This is a genomic window from Actinomadura rugatobispora (genome assembly GCF_055379765.1).
The window spans coordinates 4,705,151-4,721,099 of the sequence record NZ_AP029191.1 but is presented as its reverse complement, the minus strand read 5'-3'; the positions used below and the strand labels follow the sequence as shown (position 1 = coordinate 4,721,099).

The 15,949-nt window shown below is 72.5% G+C and carries 13 protein-coding genes and 1 pseudogene; 11 read left to right on the top strand and 3 right to left on the bottom strand.

Annotated elements, in window-relative coordinates; all coding sequences use genetic code 11:
* Window positions 1–86 precede the first annotated feature (86 nt).
* From ACZ466_RS20850 to ACZ466_RS20815, 8 genes are all read left to right on the top strand, one after another.
* Entirely contained in the window at window positions 87–1,565 is a 1,479-nt protein-coding gene (locus ACZ466_RS20850) for an MFS transporter (protein WP_378284568.1), read from the top strand.
* Window positions 1,562–2,041 carry a pyridoxamine 5'-phosphate oxidase family protein gene (locus ACZ466_RS20845; protein ID WP_378284569.1) on the top strand — a complete coding sequence of 160 codons (480 nt, stop codon included), beginning with the start codon at window positions 1,562–1,564 and terminating at the stop codon, window positions 2,039–2,041. The genes ACZ466_RS20850 and ACZ466_RS20845 overlap by 4 nt, the downstream gene beginning before the upstream one ends.
* Window positions 2,042–2,171: 130 nt before the next feature.
* On the top strand, window positions 2,172–3,077 hold the full coding sequence (locus ACZ466_RS20840) for an ABC transporter ATP-binding protein (RefSeq protein ID WP_378284570.1): 906 nt from the start codon (window positions 2,172–2,174) through the stop codon (window positions 3,075–3,077).
* Between the two features lies 1 nt (window position 3,078).
* Complete coding sequence (locus tag ACZ466_RS20835) at window positions 3,079–3,819, top strand: ABC transporter permease (RefSeq protein ID WP_378284571.1); 741 nt, start codon at window positions 3,079–3,081, stop codon at window positions 3,817–3,819.
* Between the two features lie 14 nt (window positions 3,820–3,833).
* Window positions 3,834–4,997 carry a sensor histidine kinase gene (locus tag ACZ466_RS20830; protein ID WP_378284572.1) on the top strand — a complete coding sequence of 388 codons (1,164 nt, stop codon included), beginning with the start codon at window positions 3,834–3,836 and terminating at the stop codon, window positions 4,995–4,997.
* Window positions 4,990–5,616, top strand: coding sequence for a response regulator (locus tag ACZ466_RS20825; protein WP_464043908.1), 627 nt, complete (start codon window positions 4,990–4,992; stop codon window positions 5,614–5,616). The genes ACZ466_RS20830 and ACZ466_RS20825 overlap by 8 nt, the downstream gene beginning before the upstream one ends.
* A 1,153-nt stretch (window positions 5,617–6,769) precedes the next feature.
* Window positions 6,770–7,051, top strand: coding sequence for a hypothetical protein (locus tag ACZ466_RS20820; RefSeq protein WP_464043907.1), 282 nt, complete (start codon window positions 6,770–6,772; stop codon window positions 7,049–7,051).
* 1,714 nt (window positions 7,052–8,765) lie between these two features.
* Window positions 8,766–10,781, top strand: a complete 2,016-nt coding sequence (locus ACZ466_RS20815; protein WP_378286489.1) for a protein kinase domain-containing protein — start codon at window positions 8,766–8,768, stop codon at window positions 10,779–10,781.
* 3 nt (window positions 10,782–10,784) lie between these two features.
* On the opposite strand, the gene ACZ466_RS20810 is transcribed toward ACZ466_RS20815, so the two are convergent.
* Entirely contained in the window at window positions 10,785–11,618 is an 834-nt protein-coding gene (locus tag ACZ466_RS20810) for an SDR family oxidoreductase (RefSeq protein ID WP_378286490.1), read from the bottom strand.
* A gap of 88 nt (window positions 11,619–11,706) precedes the next feature.
* Between ACZ466_RS20810 and ACZ466_RS20805 the strand changes: the two genes are divergently transcribed.
* The gene (locus tag ACZ466_RS20805) at window positions 11,707–12,300 is read left to right on the top strand and encodes a TetR/AcrR family transcriptional regulator (RefSeq protein WP_378286491.1); all 594 of its coding nucleotides are present in this window, start codon (window positions 11,707–11,709) and stop codon (window positions 12,298–12,300) included.
* 36 nt (window positions 12,301–12,336) lie between these two features.
* Here the strand turns inward: ACZ466_RS20805 and ACZ466_RS20800 are convergent.
* Window positions 12,337–12,504, bottom strand: a pseudogene (locus tag ACZ466_RS20800) (encapsulin); the annotation flags it as partial.
* Here ACZ466_RS20800 and ACZ466_RS20795 point away from each other — a divergent pair.
* A complete protein-coding gene (locus tag ACZ466_RS20795) occupies window positions 12,444–12,818 on the top strand; it encodes an MmyB family transcriptional regulator (RefSeq protein WP_378286492.1) in 375 nt (124 codons plus the stop codon). The pseudogene ACZ466_RS20800 and the gene ACZ466_RS20795 overlap by 61 nt on opposite strands.
* 8 nt (window positions 12,819–12,826) lie before the next feature.
* On the opposite strand, the gene ACZ466_RS20790 is transcribed toward ACZ466_RS20795, so the two are convergent.
* Window positions 12,827–13,297, bottom strand: a complete 471-nt coding sequence (locus ACZ466_RS20790; protein WP_378286493.1) for a MarR family winged helix-turn-helix transcriptional regulator — start codon at window positions 13,295–13,297, stop codon at window positions 12,827–12,829.
* Between the two features lie 133 nt (window positions 13,298–13,430).
* Here ACZ466_RS20790 and ACZ466_RS20785 point away from each other — a divergent pair, with 133 nt between their 5' ends.
* Window positions 13,431–15,668: an LLM class flavin-dependent oxidoreductase gene (locus ACZ466_RS20785; RefSeq protein ID WP_378286494.1), complete on the top strand. Its 2,238-nt coding sequence runs from the start codon at window positions 13,431–13,433 to the stop codon at window positions 15,666–15,668.
* The last annotated feature ends 281 nt before the right edge of the window (window positions 15,669–15,949 follow it).

Here is a 15,949-nt window from a genome sequence, read left to right as displayed (position 1 = left end):
TCAGACATGGTGTCGCATGATGCTGCCGGTTACAAGAAGGAACCGGCAGGCCCCTGGAGAACCAGTCGGGCCGGGAGGAGACGTCCATGTCCGCACCACCACCGCCGCCGGGAGATCCCGGCGCCGCCGCCCGGATGGACGGGCGCGCCTGGGGCGTCCTCTTCGTCCTCTGCGGCGCGATCTTCCTCGAGGGCATCGACATCGCCATGCTCAACGTGGCGCTGCCCGCGATCCGCGCCGACCTCGGGCTGTCCACCGGGATGCTGAGCGGCGTGGTGAGCGCCTACGTGCTCGGCTACGGCGGGTTCATGCTGCTCGGCGGGCGCGCCGCCGACCTGCTGGGGCGCCGCCGGATGTTCCTGCTCTGGCTGACGGTGTTCCTGGTCTTCTCCGGTCTGGGCGGGTTCGCCACCGAGGGCTGGATGCTGCTGGTCGCGCGGTTCGTGACCGGGGTGGCGGCCGCGTTCATGACCCCGGCCGGGCTGTCGCTGATCACCACCGGGTTCCCCGCGGGCCCGGCCCGCGACCGGGCGCTGCTGATCTACGCGGGCACGGCGGCGGGCGGGTTCTCGCTGGGCCTGGTCGCGGGCGGGCTGCTGACCGCGGCCGGATGGCGCTGGGTGTTCTTCGCGCCCGTCGCGCTGGCCGCGGTGATCCTGGCGGCCGCCATCCCGCTGATCAAGGAGACCGGCGCCCCCGGCCGCGCCGCCCGGTCCCTCGCCGGCTTCGACCTGCCCGGCGCGCTCACCGTCACCGGCGCGATGATGCTGCTGGTGTACGGCGTCGTCCGGCTCGAGCACCCGGGGCACGGGCCGGGCCTGACCGCCGCCGTGTTCGCCGCCGGGCTGGCGCTGCTGGCCGCGTTCGCCGCGATCGAACGGCGGTCGCCCGCCCCGCTGGTGCGCCTCGGCATCCTGCGCTCGGGCGGCCTGGTGCGCGCCAACCTCGGCGCGGTCCTGCTGCTCGGGGGCTTCTTCGGCTTCCAGTTCCTGGCCACCCTCTACTTTCAGGAACTGCGCGGCTGGTCGACGGTCGAGACCGGGCTGGCGCTGCTGTTCCTCGGCATCGACGCCGTCCTGGCGCCCACCCTCACGCCCCGGCTGGTCCGGCGGTTCGGCCATATCCGGGTGATCTTCGCCGGGTTCGTGCTCGCGGCGGCGGGCTACGCGCTGTTCCTGACGGCCGGGCCGGACACGGTGTACGCGGCGATGATCCCGACCCTCTTCCTGGTCGGGCTGTCGTTCGCGCTCACCTACGGCCCGATCACGATCGCCGCCACCGACGGCGTGGACGAGCGGGAGCAGGGCCTGGCCGGCGGGATGCTGAACACGGCGTTCCAGTTCGGCGCCGCGTTCGGGATCTCGGCCGCGACCGCCGTCCAGGTCGCCGCGCTCGGAGCCTCCACCCAGAACGGCTACGACGCGATCCGCACGGCGCTGCTCGTCCCGGTCGTGGCCGCCTCCCTCGGCGCGGTCGTCATCGCCTTCGGACTGCGCGCCCGCCGCACGACGGCGCCGCCCGCGACCGCCGAGACCGCCGAAGCGATGACGGGAGCCACCCGATGACCGCCAACGTCCGGGACTTCTCCGCGATCCGCGACGCGTTCGACACCTACATAGGAGACATCGTCTACGCGACGATGACGACCGTGGACGCCAAGGGCCGCCCACGCGCGCGCGTCCTCATCCCCGTCTGGGAGGTGATCGACGGCCGCCCCCTCGGCTGGCTGTGCACGTTCAAGACCCCGGTCAAGGCCGCGCACCTGGCGGCCAACCCGCACACCACCTTCTCCTACTGGAGCCCCAGGCAGAACGCGGTGTACGTGGACACAGTCGCCGGATGGACCGAGGACCACGACCTCAAGCGACACGTCTGGGACCTCTATACGAAGGGGAGCCCGCCCGGCGCCGGCTACAACCCCGCCCAGTTCTGGAAGGGCCCCTCCGACCCCGCGTTCCAGGTGCTGCGCCTGGAACCGTGGCGGGTGCAGGTCATCCGCGGCACCGACCTCGACAGCCGCATCTGGCGGCCCGGCGCCTGAGGGCCGATGGACGGCGCCGCGCACCGGCGCCGTCCTCGCGGGTCGTACGGCGGCATCGGCCAATCGGTTGATGCCGGGACGAGCGCCCTGGCCGATACCGCCGGACCCGCGCCCCGGACATGCTCGAAGCATGCCGATCATCGAAGTCACCGGCCTGCGCAAGGTCTACGGGGGCCGCCCCGCGGTCGACGGCGTCTCCTTCGCCGTCGAGGAAGGCGAGATCTTCGGGATCCTCGGCCCCAACGGCGCGGGCAAGACCACCACCGTCGAGTGCGTCGAGGGACTGCGCGTCCCCGACGCGGGCACCGTCCGCGTGAACGGGCTCGACCCCGTCGCCGACCGCGACGAGCTCACCCGGTTCCTCGGCGCCCAGCTCCAGGAGAGCCAGCTCCAGGGGAAGCTGACCGTACGCGAGGCCCTGGAGCTCTACAGCGCCTTCTACCCCAGCCCGCTCGAATGGCGGCCCCTCGCCGAGCGCCTCGGCCTCACCGAAAAGCTCCGCACCCGCTTCGCCGACCTCTCCGGGGGGCAGAAGCAGCGCCTGTTCATCGCGCTCGCCCTCATCGGCGGCCCCCGGATCGTCGTCCTGGACGAGCTCACCACCGGCCTCGACCCCCGCGCCCGCCGCGACACCTGGACCCTCATCGAGGAGGTCCGTGACTCCGGCGTCACCGTCCTCCTCGTCACCCACTTCATGGAGGAGGCGCAGCGGCTCTGCGACCGGATCGCCGTCATCGACTCCGGCCGCGTCGCCGCCCTCGACACCCCCGGCGGGCTGATCCGCCGCGCCGCCGGCAACACCGTGATCTCCTTCACCCCGTCCCAGGCCCTCGACCGCACGGACCTGGAGGGGCTGCCGGAGCTCGACAGCGTCCACCTCCAGAGCGGCCGGATCACCATCAACGGCACCGACACCACCGTCAACGCCGTCATCTCGCTGCTGGCCCGCAACCAGATCACCGCCCACCAGCTGCGCGTCGTCGACGCCACCCTCGACGACGCCTTCCTCGACCTCACCGAGAAGCAGGAGTCCTGACGTGTCCGCGTCCACCGCCGTCCTGAAGGCCGAGTCCCGGCTGTTCTCCCGCGAGCCCTACACCCTCTTCTGGCTGGTCGGCTTCCCCACCCTGCTGCTGGTCATCCTCGGCCTCATCCCCTCCTTCCGCGAGCACTCCGCCGACCTGGGCGGCCGCCGGGTCATCGACCTGTACGTCCCGATCGTCGTGCTGCTCGCCCTGATCGTCGCGGGGATCCAGGCGCTGCCGCCCGTGCTGGCCGGCTACCGCGAGAACGGCATCCTGCGCCGCATGTCGACCACGCCCGTCCGCCCGGGTTCGCTGCTCGGGGCGCAGATCCTCCTGCACCTCGCGGGCGGGCTCGCCTCCGCGATCCTGGCCATCGCCGTCGGAAGGCTGGTCTTCGGCGTCGCCCTCCCCGAGCACGTCCCCGGCTACCTGGTCGCGCTCGCCCTCGCCGCCACCAGCGCCATCGCCACCGGCGCCGCCATCGCCGCCGTCTCGCCCAACACCAAGGTCACGACCGTGGTCGGCTCCGTCGTCTTCTTCCCCTCGCTGTTCACCGCCGGCGTCTGGGTGCCGGTGCAGGTCCTGCCCGACCTGCTGCGGCGGATCGTCGAGTTCACCCCGTCCGGTGCCGCCTCCCAGGCCCTCGACATGGCGAGCCGCGGAGACTGGCCGGACTGGACGCACCTGGGCGTCACCGCCCTGTGGGCCGTCCTGCTGATCGCGGCGGCCATCCGCTGGTTCCGCTGGGAATGACGCAGACTGGCACCGTGATCGAGGACCACTGGGAACGCTTCATCCGCTGGGGACCGTACGGCCTGCTCGCCCTGGCGACGCCCATCGCGTTCCTCACCCGCGACGTCCTGATGTCGCCCGCCGAGCAGCGGCTCACGGCGCCGCTGCTCGGGGTGACCCTCACCCTCCAGCTGTTCCACACCGCGGGCCGGATTCCCGGACCGCTCTACTACTGGGCGCGCACCGTCCTGGCCTTCGCCCTCTCCTGGCTGAACCCGCTGTTCGCGATCTACGCCGTCATCGGCTACTTCGACGCCAGGCAGTGCCTCAAGGGCCGCTGGGCGAAGATCGGCTGCTACGCCAACGCGGTCACGATGGCCGGCTCGGAGGCCGGCGGCTTCCCGCCGAAGGAGCCCCTCGTCTGGGTCCTGTTCGGCGTCCTGCTGGCCCTGCACATCGCCCTCCTCGCGATCTTCGGCGGCATCGCCGAGCGCGAGGACCGGCTGGCCGCCGCCAAGACCGCGATGATCGACGAGCTGGAGCGCACCAACGCCCGCCTCGAACAGGCCCTCGGCGAGAACGCCGCGCTCCAGGCCCAGCTCCTCGTCCAGGCCAGGGAGGCGGGCGTGAACGACGAGCGCCGCCGCCTCGCCGCCGAGATCCACGACACCATCGCCCAGGGCCTGGCCGGCATCGTCACCCAGCTCCAGGCCGCCCAGGACACCACGGACCCCGCACACGTCCGGCGCGCCCACGCGCTCGCCCGCGAGAGCCTCCGGGAGGCCCGCCGCTCCGTCCGCAACCTGGCGCCCGCCCACCTCGAGCACGACACCCTGCCCGAGGCCCTCAAGAAGATCGTCGCCACCCACCCCACGGCCCGCCTCACCCTCACCGGCACCGTGGAACCCCTGCACGAGGAGATCGAGGCCACCCTCCTGCGCATCGCCCAGGAGGCCCTCGCCAACGCCATCCGGCACGCCGCCGCCGACCGCGTCGGCGTCACCCTCTCCTACATGGACGACGAGGTCACCCTGGACGTCCGCGACGACGGCCGGGGCTTCACCGGCCCCACCCGCGGCTTCGGCCTGAACGGCATGCGCGAACGGGCCGAACGCGTCCTCGGCACCCTGGAGGTCGAGTCCGAGCCCGGCCAGGGCACCGCCGTCTCGGCCCGCGTACCGTTGGTCCGCCATGGCTGACATCACCCTCCTCATCGTCGACGACCACCCCGTCGTCCGCGACGGCCTGCGCGGCATGTTCGCCGGCGCCCCCGGCTTCGAGGTCCTCGCGGAGGCCGCGAACGGCCGCGAGGCCGTCGCCCTGGCGGCCGACCTGCGCCCCGACGTCATCCTCATGGACCTCCGCATGCCCGGCGGCAGCGGCGTGGAGGCCATCACGGAGATCACCGAGCGGGGACTGCCGTCCAAGGTCCTGGTCCTCACCACCTACGACACCGACTCCGACACGATCCCCGCGATCGAGGCGGGCGCCACCGGCTACCTCCTCAAGGACGCCCCCCGCGACGAGCTGTTCAACGCCGTCCGCGCCGCCGCCGAGGGCCGCACCGTCCTGTCCCCGGCCATCGCGTCCCGCCTGGTGAACCGCGTGCGAGCACCCCAGACCGGCACCCTCAGCGCCCGCGAGATCGAGGTGCTCCGCCTGGTCGCCAAGGGCACCGGCAACCGCGAGATCGCCGCCGAGCTCTTCATCAGCCAGGCCACCGTCAAGACCCACCTGACGCACATCTACGCGAAACTGGGCGTCAAGGACCGCGCCGCCGCCGTGGCCTCCGCCTACGACCAGGGCATCCTGGGGTGAACACGTGAGGCCCGCGCCGTGTGGCGCGGGCCTCGGTGTTTCATCGTGTGGGGTCAGACCCGCTTGGACGGGTCCCCTCCGCCTCCGCCTGCCGGGGGGTCGCCGTCGAGTTTGTTGAGCTTGCCGTGTCCGGGGTCGGGTGCGGGGCCGGCGCCGCTGGGCGGCCCGCCGCTGCCGGGTGCGCCGTTGCCGGACGGGGCACCGCCGCCGTTGGGTGCGGGGGGCCGAGGGTGCTCCACCGCTGGGTGCGCCGCCGGACGAGCTGTCGCCGGAGGGGCCGCTGTCGTTGTGGGAGTCGTAGGTGCCGTTGTCCCTGTTGCGTTGCTGCTTTTTGGCCTGCGATTCGCGGCCGCTGTTGCCGTAGTCGGGGTCGGCGGTGTTGGCGCTGGCGCCCTGGCGTCCGTAGGTCTTGGGTTCGTCGTCGTTGTCGTGAAGGTTGCCGATCTTGCCCTTGGTGACCTTGCCCGATTTGATCCGTGACCGGGGCGGGGTCTTGTCCCGCTCCCGGTCGTCCTTCGGGACGACCCTGGGAGCCGGCTTGATGGTGCGCTCGGGCATCATCCAGTCCAGGTTCTTGCCCTCCTGGCCCGCGCGGTACCGGTAGAGCGCCCGGGTGTCGCGGATGCGTGCCATGTCCTGCGGCGTCAGCACCCCGTAGCGGTCGTTGGGGTTCATCGGCGTCAACGACGGGGGATGCTGGGCCTCCCAGAGGGAGATCAGGTAGCTCCTCAACTCGGGAGTGAAGTAGCCATCGATGAACTCCTCGTCGTTGAGCCCGAGGAATTGCCCGACGTCCCGCTTGCGCCGTTCCACCCAGCCCAGCTTCTCGTACTCGGCGTAGTCCGCCAGGTACCGGTCGGCGGCCGCCTTGTCACGTGTCAGCTGATTGGCCAGCCCAGTCAGGTTCAGGGAGAGCATTCCCGTGTAGGCGGCGTCCAGGCCCTGGAAGACGACTTCCGCGGCGACGTTGCCCTTGCTGAGGGGGCCGAGGCGTCCGCGCCGGAAACCGTCCAAGGTCCCGGGCGTGTTACCGGGCGTGAACCTGGAGGTCTGGGGAGTGACCGCAGGTCGTCTCGTCCAGGTGTCGTCCGGCCTGGCGGGCGGGCGCCCGAAGCCGTTACGGGCGACCGGCGGGCGTCCCTGACCGTCCGTGGTGACCGGCGGACGTCCCGGACCGTTCGGAGCGATCGGCGGGCGGGCGGAGCCGTCCTGCGTGCCCTGCGGAGGGGTGGCCGCCGTGCCGGACGGTCCCGGCGTCACCGGCCGTGGCCCGCTCGGCCGCGGCCCGGACGGGTCACCGCCCGTCCCGCCGCCGCCGCGGCCGGGCGTGGAGCGCGCGTCGCCGCCCCAGCCGGGCGTGCCCCGGCCGTCCGGCGCGAGCCCGGCGCGGCCGGTGGTGCCGCGCGCGTCGCCCTGCCAGCCGGGCGTGGTCTGACCGGTCTGTGGGAGCCGGGCGCGGCCGGGCGTGGGGCGTGCGTTGCCCCGCCAGCCGGTCGAGGCGTCGCCGGCCGGCCGGGCGCCGGTGCGGCCGGGGGCGGGGCGTGCGTCGCCTCGCCATCCGTACCTGGTCTGGTCGGTCGGTGAAGTGCCGTTACGGCCGGGGGCGGGGAGGGTGCCGCGGGCAACTCCACGCCAGCCGGTGTCGGCGAAGGGCTGCCGGACGTTACCGGCTCGCGGAGCCGCCGAGCCGGGACGAGCCGAGTCCGCCCCGGCACCGAGCGTGGGCCACGCGCCTCGGCCACCGCCGGGAACCGGCCCGGACCGGGTGAAGCGGACCCCGCCTCGCTGTCCCTCACCGAACTGCCACCCGTGACCCCGGGACCACCGGGCCCGGTCGAGTTCCTCGGCCGCCGCGACGGACCGGTAGAAGTTCACTCGGGCCCGGGTCAGGCGGCGGTCGGCCGTCCTGCGTGCGACGGGGCCGTTGGCGCGTTGAGCCGCCGACTCCGCGGCCTGCACACGTTGCCAGCCCTCGGTCAGTCCCAGCCTGGTCCTGTCGACCTGAGTCTGGCGCTGCTGTGCCAGAGCACGGTTGGCCGCGACCAACTCGCGCTGCGCCATCTGCCGGGCCCAGGGGCTCATGTCCTGCGCTCGGATCACCTGTCGCTGGGCACTGGCGACGCGCTGTTCGGCACGCACGAACTGGCTGGCCTTGTACGTGTCCAACCATTCTTTGGCGAACTCCGCGGCCAACGTCGTGGACGTCCACCCGCTGCTGAAGCCGGGGCTGGTCACGAGGGAAGGCAGTGACCTTGCGAAGTGCAACGTCGTGTCACCGCCCACGAAGCTCGGGCTTGACGCGAGCCGGAGCTGGGTCAAGTAGTACGTCTGCTGTATCCGGTTCAAGCGCGGCTCGTCGCTCGGGCGCGGAGGCAGCGGCCGGGGCCGTGGACGTGGCGGGAGGGGGCGGCGCGGCGGTTCTCCGCCGGCCCGCGCTCGCTCACCGGGACGCGCGAGGCCGGGGGTTCGCGGCGCGGTGGTCGACCGCCCGTCGCCCTCGCCGGGAGTGGTCGAGACCGTCCGTCCCGGAATCGGGAGCACGGGCACGACGGGAAGCGGGGGGAGCCCCGGGGGCGGGGTCTCCGGCGGCATGGCAGGCGCGGGAGACACGGGAGCCTCGGGACGCCTGTCGCCGGGCCCCGGACTCTTCGGCTCGACCTGCCGGGGCGCGCGCGGCTTGGGCTTCGATCGTTCTGAGGATCGCGGCGCCTGGCGGGCCTTCGGCTTCGAGCGCGTCTTGGGTGCGGAGGATCGTGGCTCGGAGGAGCGGGGAGGCCGCGCGGACCCCTGCTCGTTGCGCGGCGGTGATGGCGCCTTCACCGGCGGCATCCAGTGATTCGGGTCGCAGAACTCCGGTGGGAACCAGGGCTGGTCCTGGCAGGCGGGCGGGGGCGCGTTGGCGGGTTGCGCCGCATAGGCCTCCTCGGCGGTGAACGTGTCATAGGCCATGCCGCCGAAAACGGCGAAGGACAGGCCCCCGACGGAGGTGAGGCCCATCCGGACGAGACGGATCATGGCGAACACAGTAAGACACCAGTGTCTATTTAAGGATTACGATCAGATACCCGATCAGTAAGCCGTCGGTCACCCCGTCTTCGGCGGCCGTTAACGGACGCGCCTCCCGCCCACGGCCAAGGCATGCTGAGCAGATGGAACCGCTGGGCCCCTCCGACCCACCCCGCGTCTCCACCTACACCCTCCTCAACCGATTGGGCTCCGGCGGCATGGGCCGGGTCTACCTGGCCCGCTCCCAGGGCGGCAGGCTCGCGGCCGTCAAGGTGATCCACGCCCACATCAGCGACGACCCCCGCTTCCGCCGCCGGTTCCGCCGTGAGATCGAGGCGGCCCGCACGGTCAGCGGCCACTACACCGCCCCGGTCATCGACGCCGACCCCGACGCCGACCCGCCGTGGCTGGCCACCGCCTTCATCGACGCCCCGGACCTGGGCGCCGTCGTCTCCGCCGAGGGCCCGCACCCTCCCGCCGCCGTCCTCGCCCTCGCCGCCGCCCTGGCCGAGGCCCTGGAGGCCATCCACGCCGCCGGCCTGGTCCACCGCGACCTGAAGCCGTCCAACATCCTCTGCGCCCCCGACGGCCCCCGCGTGATCGACTTCGGCATCGTCCGCGCCCCCGACCACACCGAGATCACCCAGGGCCTCCTCGGCACGCCCGCCTACATGTCCCCCGAACAGGCCGACGGCCGCCCCGCCGGCCCGCCCAGCGACATCTTCTCCCTGGGCGGCGTCCTCTACTTCGCCGCCACCGGCCGCCCCCCTTTCGGCACGGGCCCGTTACGCCCCCTCATGGCCCGCGTCGCGAACGCCGTCCCCGACCTGACCGACGTTTCCCCCGCCCTCCACACCCTCATCGGCACGTGCCTGGCCAAAGACCCCCAAGCCCGCCCCACCGCCACCACTCTCCTGAAAACCCTCGCCGCAGAACCAGAGCCGCCCCCCACCGCAGAACCGGAACCACCGATCACACGCCACCGCACCCGAAGATCGAGGGCGGCTCTGGCCGGCGTGATCGTCCTGGCGGCCGCCCTGGTCGTGATCGTCCTGGAGCGGCGGGACGACCCCTGGTCGGTCGATGACGTCCAGAGCAGTCCGGTCGTCGCCGGCGGGCTGGTGTACGTGAGCCACTCCGACGGGACGGCCGCCTATGACGCCCGCACCGGGCGCCGCCGCTGGTTCTCGCCCGGGGCCGACCAGTACGTGACCGCCGTCCGCGACGGCATGCTGATCGCAGGCGGCGCACGCTCCATGTCGGGCCTCCAGGCCACGACCGGCACACGCCGCTGGCACGTCCCCACAGCCGAGCGCTACTGCGGCCACCTGATCCCGGGCGGCCCGATCGTGCTGAAGGAACCGTCCGCCTCGGACCTCAAGGTGTCCGTTCTCAACCCGTCCACGGGCGCCCGCACCTGGACCAAGGTTCTCCCGAAGGCGAACTGTGCCGCCCAGGCCGGCGCCAACGACACGACCAGGGTCAACGTGCCCGACGAAACCGGGATGGTCTCCTACGCCCTCGCCTCGGGAAAGAGCTGGCGCTTCACCGAGGAGACCCAGAACGCCACCTCCGACGCCACGAACGTCTACATCCTCACCGAGAAGAACCGCCTGCACGCCAGGGACGCCGAGACGGGACGCCCGCGCTGGGAGGCCGCCCTCCCGTCCACCTCCACCACCGACCCCCATCCGTCCCTGACCGTGACCGGTTCCACCGTGTACGCCCTGGCCGAGGACGGCGTGCACGCCTTCGACACCGCCAGCGGCAAGCGCCGCTGGCGACTGCCTCTCCCCTGGGTGAGCGGCGGATTCATGCACCGGGACGGCACCACCGCCTACGTGGTCCAGCGAGGCGCGTACACCGTCTCGGCCGTCGACCTCAACACCGGCCGCCGGCTCTGGCACCGTCAATGGGAGATCGACACCGAGGTGATCGCGGCGGGCGAGACCCTCTACCTCACCTCCGAGGACGACCGCTTCCTGCGCCGTGACGTGCACCGGCTCACGGCCGTCGACCCCCGTACCGGCAAGGAGCGCTGGCGCGACGACATGGAGGTCAAGGGGCTGGCCACCACGGGCACCGCCGCCTACGCCGTCGACCAGAAGGGCACGCTCAAGGCCCTGGACGCCAACACCGGCCGACCCCTCACGGACTAATGATCACCCGCAGGAGAACGGAGAAGGATAGTGCGGACGGAGACCGGCCGCGAGGACGCGGTCGAGGAGCCGGTCGGGCAGTACCCGCGACAGGCGCGTGATCAGGGCCGCGTCACGGCCGACGGTGTAGCGGGTGCGAGGCCTTCCGGTGGTCACGGCCTCCGCGATCACCCGGGCCGCGTCGTCGGCGGGCCTGCCCCTTCGGGTGTGGGCGGCGGACTGCGCGTTGACCGCCCGGACCAGCCTTCCGTAGCGGTCGCGCTGTTCCGGTGACATGGCATCGGTCAGCCGTTCCGCGGTGGCGATCACCCGGTCCGCCATCTCCGTGCGGACCGCGCCGGGCTCGACGACGACCACCTGCACGCCCAGCGGCGCCAGTTCCCGCCGCAGCGAGTCGCTGACCGCTTCGAGGGCGAACTTCGTGCCCGCGTAGGGACCGTACGTGGCCATGGCGATCCGCCCGCCGACCGAGCTGACGTTGACCACCCGGCCCGAGTGGCGCAGCAGCGCGGGCAGCAGCGCCTGGGTGACGGCGATGTGGCCGAAGAGGTTGACCTCGAACTGCCGGCGCCACTCGCTCAACGGCAGGGTCTCGACAGGGGCGTTGATCTGGATGGCGGCGTTGTTCACCAGCGCCCGCAGCGGCTCATCGCCGAGGTGGGCGGCCAGCCGCGCGATGTGGTCCGGCTCGGTGATGTCGAGGATGACCGGCTCGATGCCGTCCGCGCGAAGCGCGTCGGCGTCACGCTCCCGGCGGACTCCGGCGATGACGTGGAACCCCCGGCGAGCCAGTTCGCGTGCGGACGCCGCGCCGATCCCGGTCGAGGCTCCCGTCACGACGACGCGTCCCCGGATTTCAGATGACATTGTCACCTGAAACAGGCTAGGTATCTCAGATGACACTGTCAACTGTAGGCTGGCCGGCATGGTCAGTCGCGTGGAATCGGCGGCCGCGACGCGCCGCGCCCTGCTGGATGCGGCCGCCGAGCTGCTGGACATCGGTGGCCCGGACGCGGTGACGCTGCGCGCCGTCGGGGCGCGAGCGGGCGTCAGCCGCGGCGCGCCGTACCGGCACTTCCCCGACAAGGACAGCCTGCTGACCACCATCGCGGCCGGGGCATTGGACCGGCTCGCGGATCAGGTGGAGGCCGTGCGCGCCGATCCGCGGATGCCCCCGACCGACAGGCTGCACCGCGCCCTGTCCGCGCTGATGACGGTCGGCCGCCGTCAGCCGCACCTGTACCGGCTGATGTTCGCGTCCCCGGTCGGCGACCCGGCCGCGATCCACGCGGCGACCCGGGCGGCCGAACGCGCCCAGGACGAGTTCCTCGCCATCGTCGGCGATCTGGTCGGCGCGCAGCATGCCGGCCGATTCGCCGCGCTGCTGTTGACCAGCGCGCACGGCATCACGGACATGGAGGTCAACGGGCACCTCTCCGCGGACAAGTGGCACGCCACGTCCGAGGAACTCGTCTCGACCCTGGTGACCATGATCGACATGCAGGCCCGGCCCGGGTAAGCGGTGCCGCGGACTGCCCTGGGTGGCCGACCCCTCGATCGCGGGCGCCCAGACGATGTCGCCGTCCAGGACCCCGGGCGATGTACTCGTGGCGTGGTCCGAGGTCTCGTTCACGGCGGTGTAGGCGTCGGCGCTGAGCACCAGTGCGTACGGGCCGGCGACGCCTGCCAGTCGCAGGGGGCACCGACTGGGACCTCGCGGCACGCGAAGCGATCGCCGTTCTCCGCCTCAACGCGGCCCGTCATCCGCGTGACCCGGCCTTGGCCGCGCTGCTGGACGCAGGGGGGAGCGCGGAGTTCCGCCGTATCTGGGACGCCCATGAGGTGGATGTCGGCAGAAGCGGCCGCCGCCGCTACCGCCACCCGGTCGCCGGCGAGATCGAGCTCCACAGTGAGCGTTTCGACAGCAGGGATGAGCCCGGTCAGGTGCTCTTCACCTACAGCGTGGTGCCGGGCTCAGCCTCCGATGCCGGCCTCCGCAGGCTCACCGATGCCGACACGGCCGGACGTCGCACGTAGCCGGGATCTCACGCGTCGTCGATGGAGCCGAGGCCCGCCACCACGCGTTCGGAGACCTTGATGAGGACGTCGCGTTCCTCCGGGGTCAGCAGGTCGAGGTAGTGCTCGCGGACGTACTGCGCATAGGGAGCGAAAGCGTCCTCGACCGTCGCGCGGCCCGCGGGCGTCAGGGCGAGCAGGGAGCTGCGGGCGTCGTCGGGGTTGGGTTCGCGGACGATGAGGCCGCGCTGCTCCATGCGCCGGACCTGATGGGACAGGCGGCTCTTCTCCCAGACCAGCGTGCGGCGGACCCGCAGGGAGGTCATGCGCCCGTCGGGCGAGGTCGCCAGCGCGGCGAGGATCTCGAAGTCGGCTCCGGACAGTCCGCTGTCGCGGGCGAGGCGGCGAGCGAGGCCGGCGCTCAGCAGGGCGTGCACGCGCAGGTGTGACCGCCAGGTCAGGCCCTCGTCAGGGGTGAGGTGGTCCGGTTCCAGCGGCATGCCTCCAGCGTAGTCGGCGGTTGACACGTCACCCGCAATCAGAGTGATGCACATCACCTAAAAGGTTGACATATCATCCAAAGCTCGCGGTGTTGAGACGGACATCGACCAGCACGTCCCGGAGGCACACCCCATGTCCCACTACGGTCACGATCTTCGATTCGGCGCCTTCCTCAACCCCACCGCCCACGATCCCGAGCAGGTCGTCGAGCTCGCCGTCCTCGCCGAGGAGTCCGGCCTCGACCTCGTCACCTTCCAGGACCACCCCTACCAGCCCGGCTTCCTCGACACCTGGACGCTCCTGACCTGGGTCGCGGCGCGCACCTCGCGGGTCGAGATCTCCGGCAACGTCCTGAACCTGCCGCTGCGCAACCCCGCCGTCCTGGCCCGTGCCGCGGCCTCCCTCGATCTGCTGTCCGGCGGACGGGCCGCACTCGGCATCGGCGCCGGCGCGTTCCTGAACGCCGTCACCGCGATGGGCGGCCCCGCCCTTACCCCGGGCCAGTCCGTGACCGCCCTGGGCGAGGCGGTGGAGATCATCCGCGGAATGTGGCAGACCGGCGACCGCACCTCGCTGCGCGTCCGCGGCGAGTTTCACCGCGTCGACGGCGCCAAGCGCGGCCCGGCCCCCGCGCACGACATCCCGCTCTGGCTCGGCGCCTACAAACCCAGAATGCTGCGGCTCGTCGGCGCCGTCGCCGACGGCTGGCTGCCCTCACTCAACTACATCGACACACCCACCCTGAAGGAGAGCAACGCCATCATCGACGAGGCCGCCCGCGAGGCCGGACGCGACCCGCGCGAGATCCGGCGGCTCCTGAACATCCTGACGAGCGAGCGCCTGTCCACACAGGAATGGGTTGACCGGCTCGTGCCGCTCGCCCTCCAGGACGGCGTCTCCACCTTCCTGCTAGGCAGCGACGACCCGGACGCCATCGCCGCGTTCGGCCGAGAGGTCGCCCCGGCCGTCCGCGAGGCCGTCGCCCGCGAACGCGCCCGCGCCGGCATGCCCACCGGCGCCGTCCGGCCCGCCGCCGCACTCGCCCTGCGCGAACCGGGGATCGACTACGACGCGGTCCCGCCGTCCCTGGCGGCCCGCGCCGTCGAGCCCGGCGACCGGGAGTACGAGGACCTGCGCTCGACCTACATCTGGAAGGGGACGCCCGGCCTGATCCTGCGGCCCGCCGATGAGGCGCAGGTCGCCGACGCGCTCGCGTTCGCCCGCGCGCAGGACGTCCCGCTCGCCGTCCGCAGCGGCGGGCACGGCCTCAGCGGCCGCGCCACCAACGACGGCGGCATCGTGCTGGACCTGTCGGCCCTCGACTCCGTCGAGGTCCTCGACCGCGACCGGCGCCTCGTCCGGGTCGGGGCCGGCGCCCGCTGGGGCGACGTCGCCGCCCGCCTGGCCCCGCACGGCCTGGCGATCAGCTCCGGCGACTACGGCGACGTCGGCGTCGGCGGGCTCGCCACCACCGCGGGACTCGGCCTGCTCGCCCGCTCCTACGGCCTGACCATCGACCACGTGAAGGCCGCCACCGTCGTCCTCGCCGACGGCCGCACCGTACGGGCCGACGCCGACCACCACCCGGACCTGCTGTGGGGGCTGCGCGGCGCGGGCGCCAACCTCGGCGCCGTCACCTCCCTGGAGATCGAGGCTGCCGGGGTCGGCGACGTCGTCCTCGCCGTCTTCCTCCACGACGCCGCCGACACCGCCGACTTCCTCCAGCGCTGGGGCGAACTGGTCGAAGGCAGCCCGCGGGAACTGACCGCGTTCCTCACCCTCACCCGCCAGGGCGGCACGATGGTGGCACAGACCCTCGCGATGTGGGCGGACGCCGACACCGACGCGGCCGTCACCGCCCTGCAGCCCTTCCTCGACCTGGCGCCCGTCCTGGACCAGCGGGCCCACCTCACCCCCTACGCCCAGGTCATGGCACGCGCCCACAACCCCCACCGGGGCCAGGGCTCCGGACCAGGCGAGCTGCACTCGCGCTCGGCGCTCGTCCCGCACCTTGACGACCGCACCGCCAAGGCGCTGGCCGCGATGTTCGACGACGGGTACACCGGGCTCGCGCAGATCCGCTCGATGGGCGGTGCCGTGGCCGACACCCCCGTCCAGGAGACGGCGTTCGCCCACCGCGACCGCGCGTTCGCCCTGTCGGCGGTGCTGCGCACGCGCCCGGGAGCGCAAGAGGCATGGGACGAGGTCGGCGACGATGCCATCTACCTCAGCTTCGAAACCCACGACCACGACGCGATGCTCGCCCGCGCGTTCCCACCCGCGACGCTGGAGCGGCTGCGGCAGGTGAAGCGGATCTACGACCCCGACAACGTGTTCCACGGCAACTTCACCGTCACTCCCGCCCCCTGAGCAACCGCCTTGCGCCCAGGGATCAGACAGCCTCTGAACGCAAGACTGATCAGCGCCGCCCAGCCCCTCCTGCCGCACAAGACAGCCGAGCCACCGGGCAGCTGGACACTCACCGGGCATATCGCCCCGCCCGGAGGCACCCACCAAGGCACTCTCCAGGCCCTGGACGAGACACCGGCCGACCCCTCACGGGGTGGCGATCACACGCACCAGGAGGGAGAGTAGGAGGAAAGCAAAAACCGAAGCCACCCAGGCCCCGAATGCAATGAGGGACCAACCCC

Excerpts from the sequence above, each read along its gene's own strand:
- ACZ466_RS20850 (WP_378284568.1), top strand. The coding sequence starts at position 87 with ATGTCCGCACCACCACCGCCGCCGGGAGATCCCGGCGCCGCCGCCCGG.
- ACZ466_RS20845 (WP_378284569.1), top strand. The coding sequence starts at position 1,562 with ATGACCGCCAACGTCCGGGACTTCTCCGCGATCCGCGACGCGTTCGAC.
- ACZ466_RS20840 (WP_378284570.1), top strand. The coding sequence starts at position 2,172 with ATGCCGATCATCGAAGTCACCGGCCTGCGCAAGGTCTACGGGGGCCGC.
- ACZ466_RS20825 (WP_464043908.1), top strand. The coding sequence starts at position 4,990 with ATGGCTGACATCACCCTCCTCATCGTCGACGACCACCCCGTCGTCCGC.
- ACZ466_RS20815 (WP_378286489.1), top strand. The coding sequence starts at position 8,766 with ATGGAACCGCTGGGCCCCTCCGACCCACCCCGCGTCTCCACCTACACC.
- ACZ466_RS20805 (WP_378286491.1), top strand. The coding sequence starts at position 11,707 with ATGGTCAGTCGCGTGGAATCGGCGGCCGCGACGCGCCGCGCCCTGCTG.
- ACZ466_RS20790 (WP_378286493.1), bottom strand. The coding sequence starts at position 13,297 with ATGCCGCTGGAACCGGACCACCTCACCCCTGACGAGGGCCTGACCTGG.
- ACZ466_RS20785 (WP_378286494.1), top strand. The coding sequence starts at position 13,431 with ATGTCCCACTACGGTCACGATCTTCGATTCGGCGCCTTCCTCAACCCC.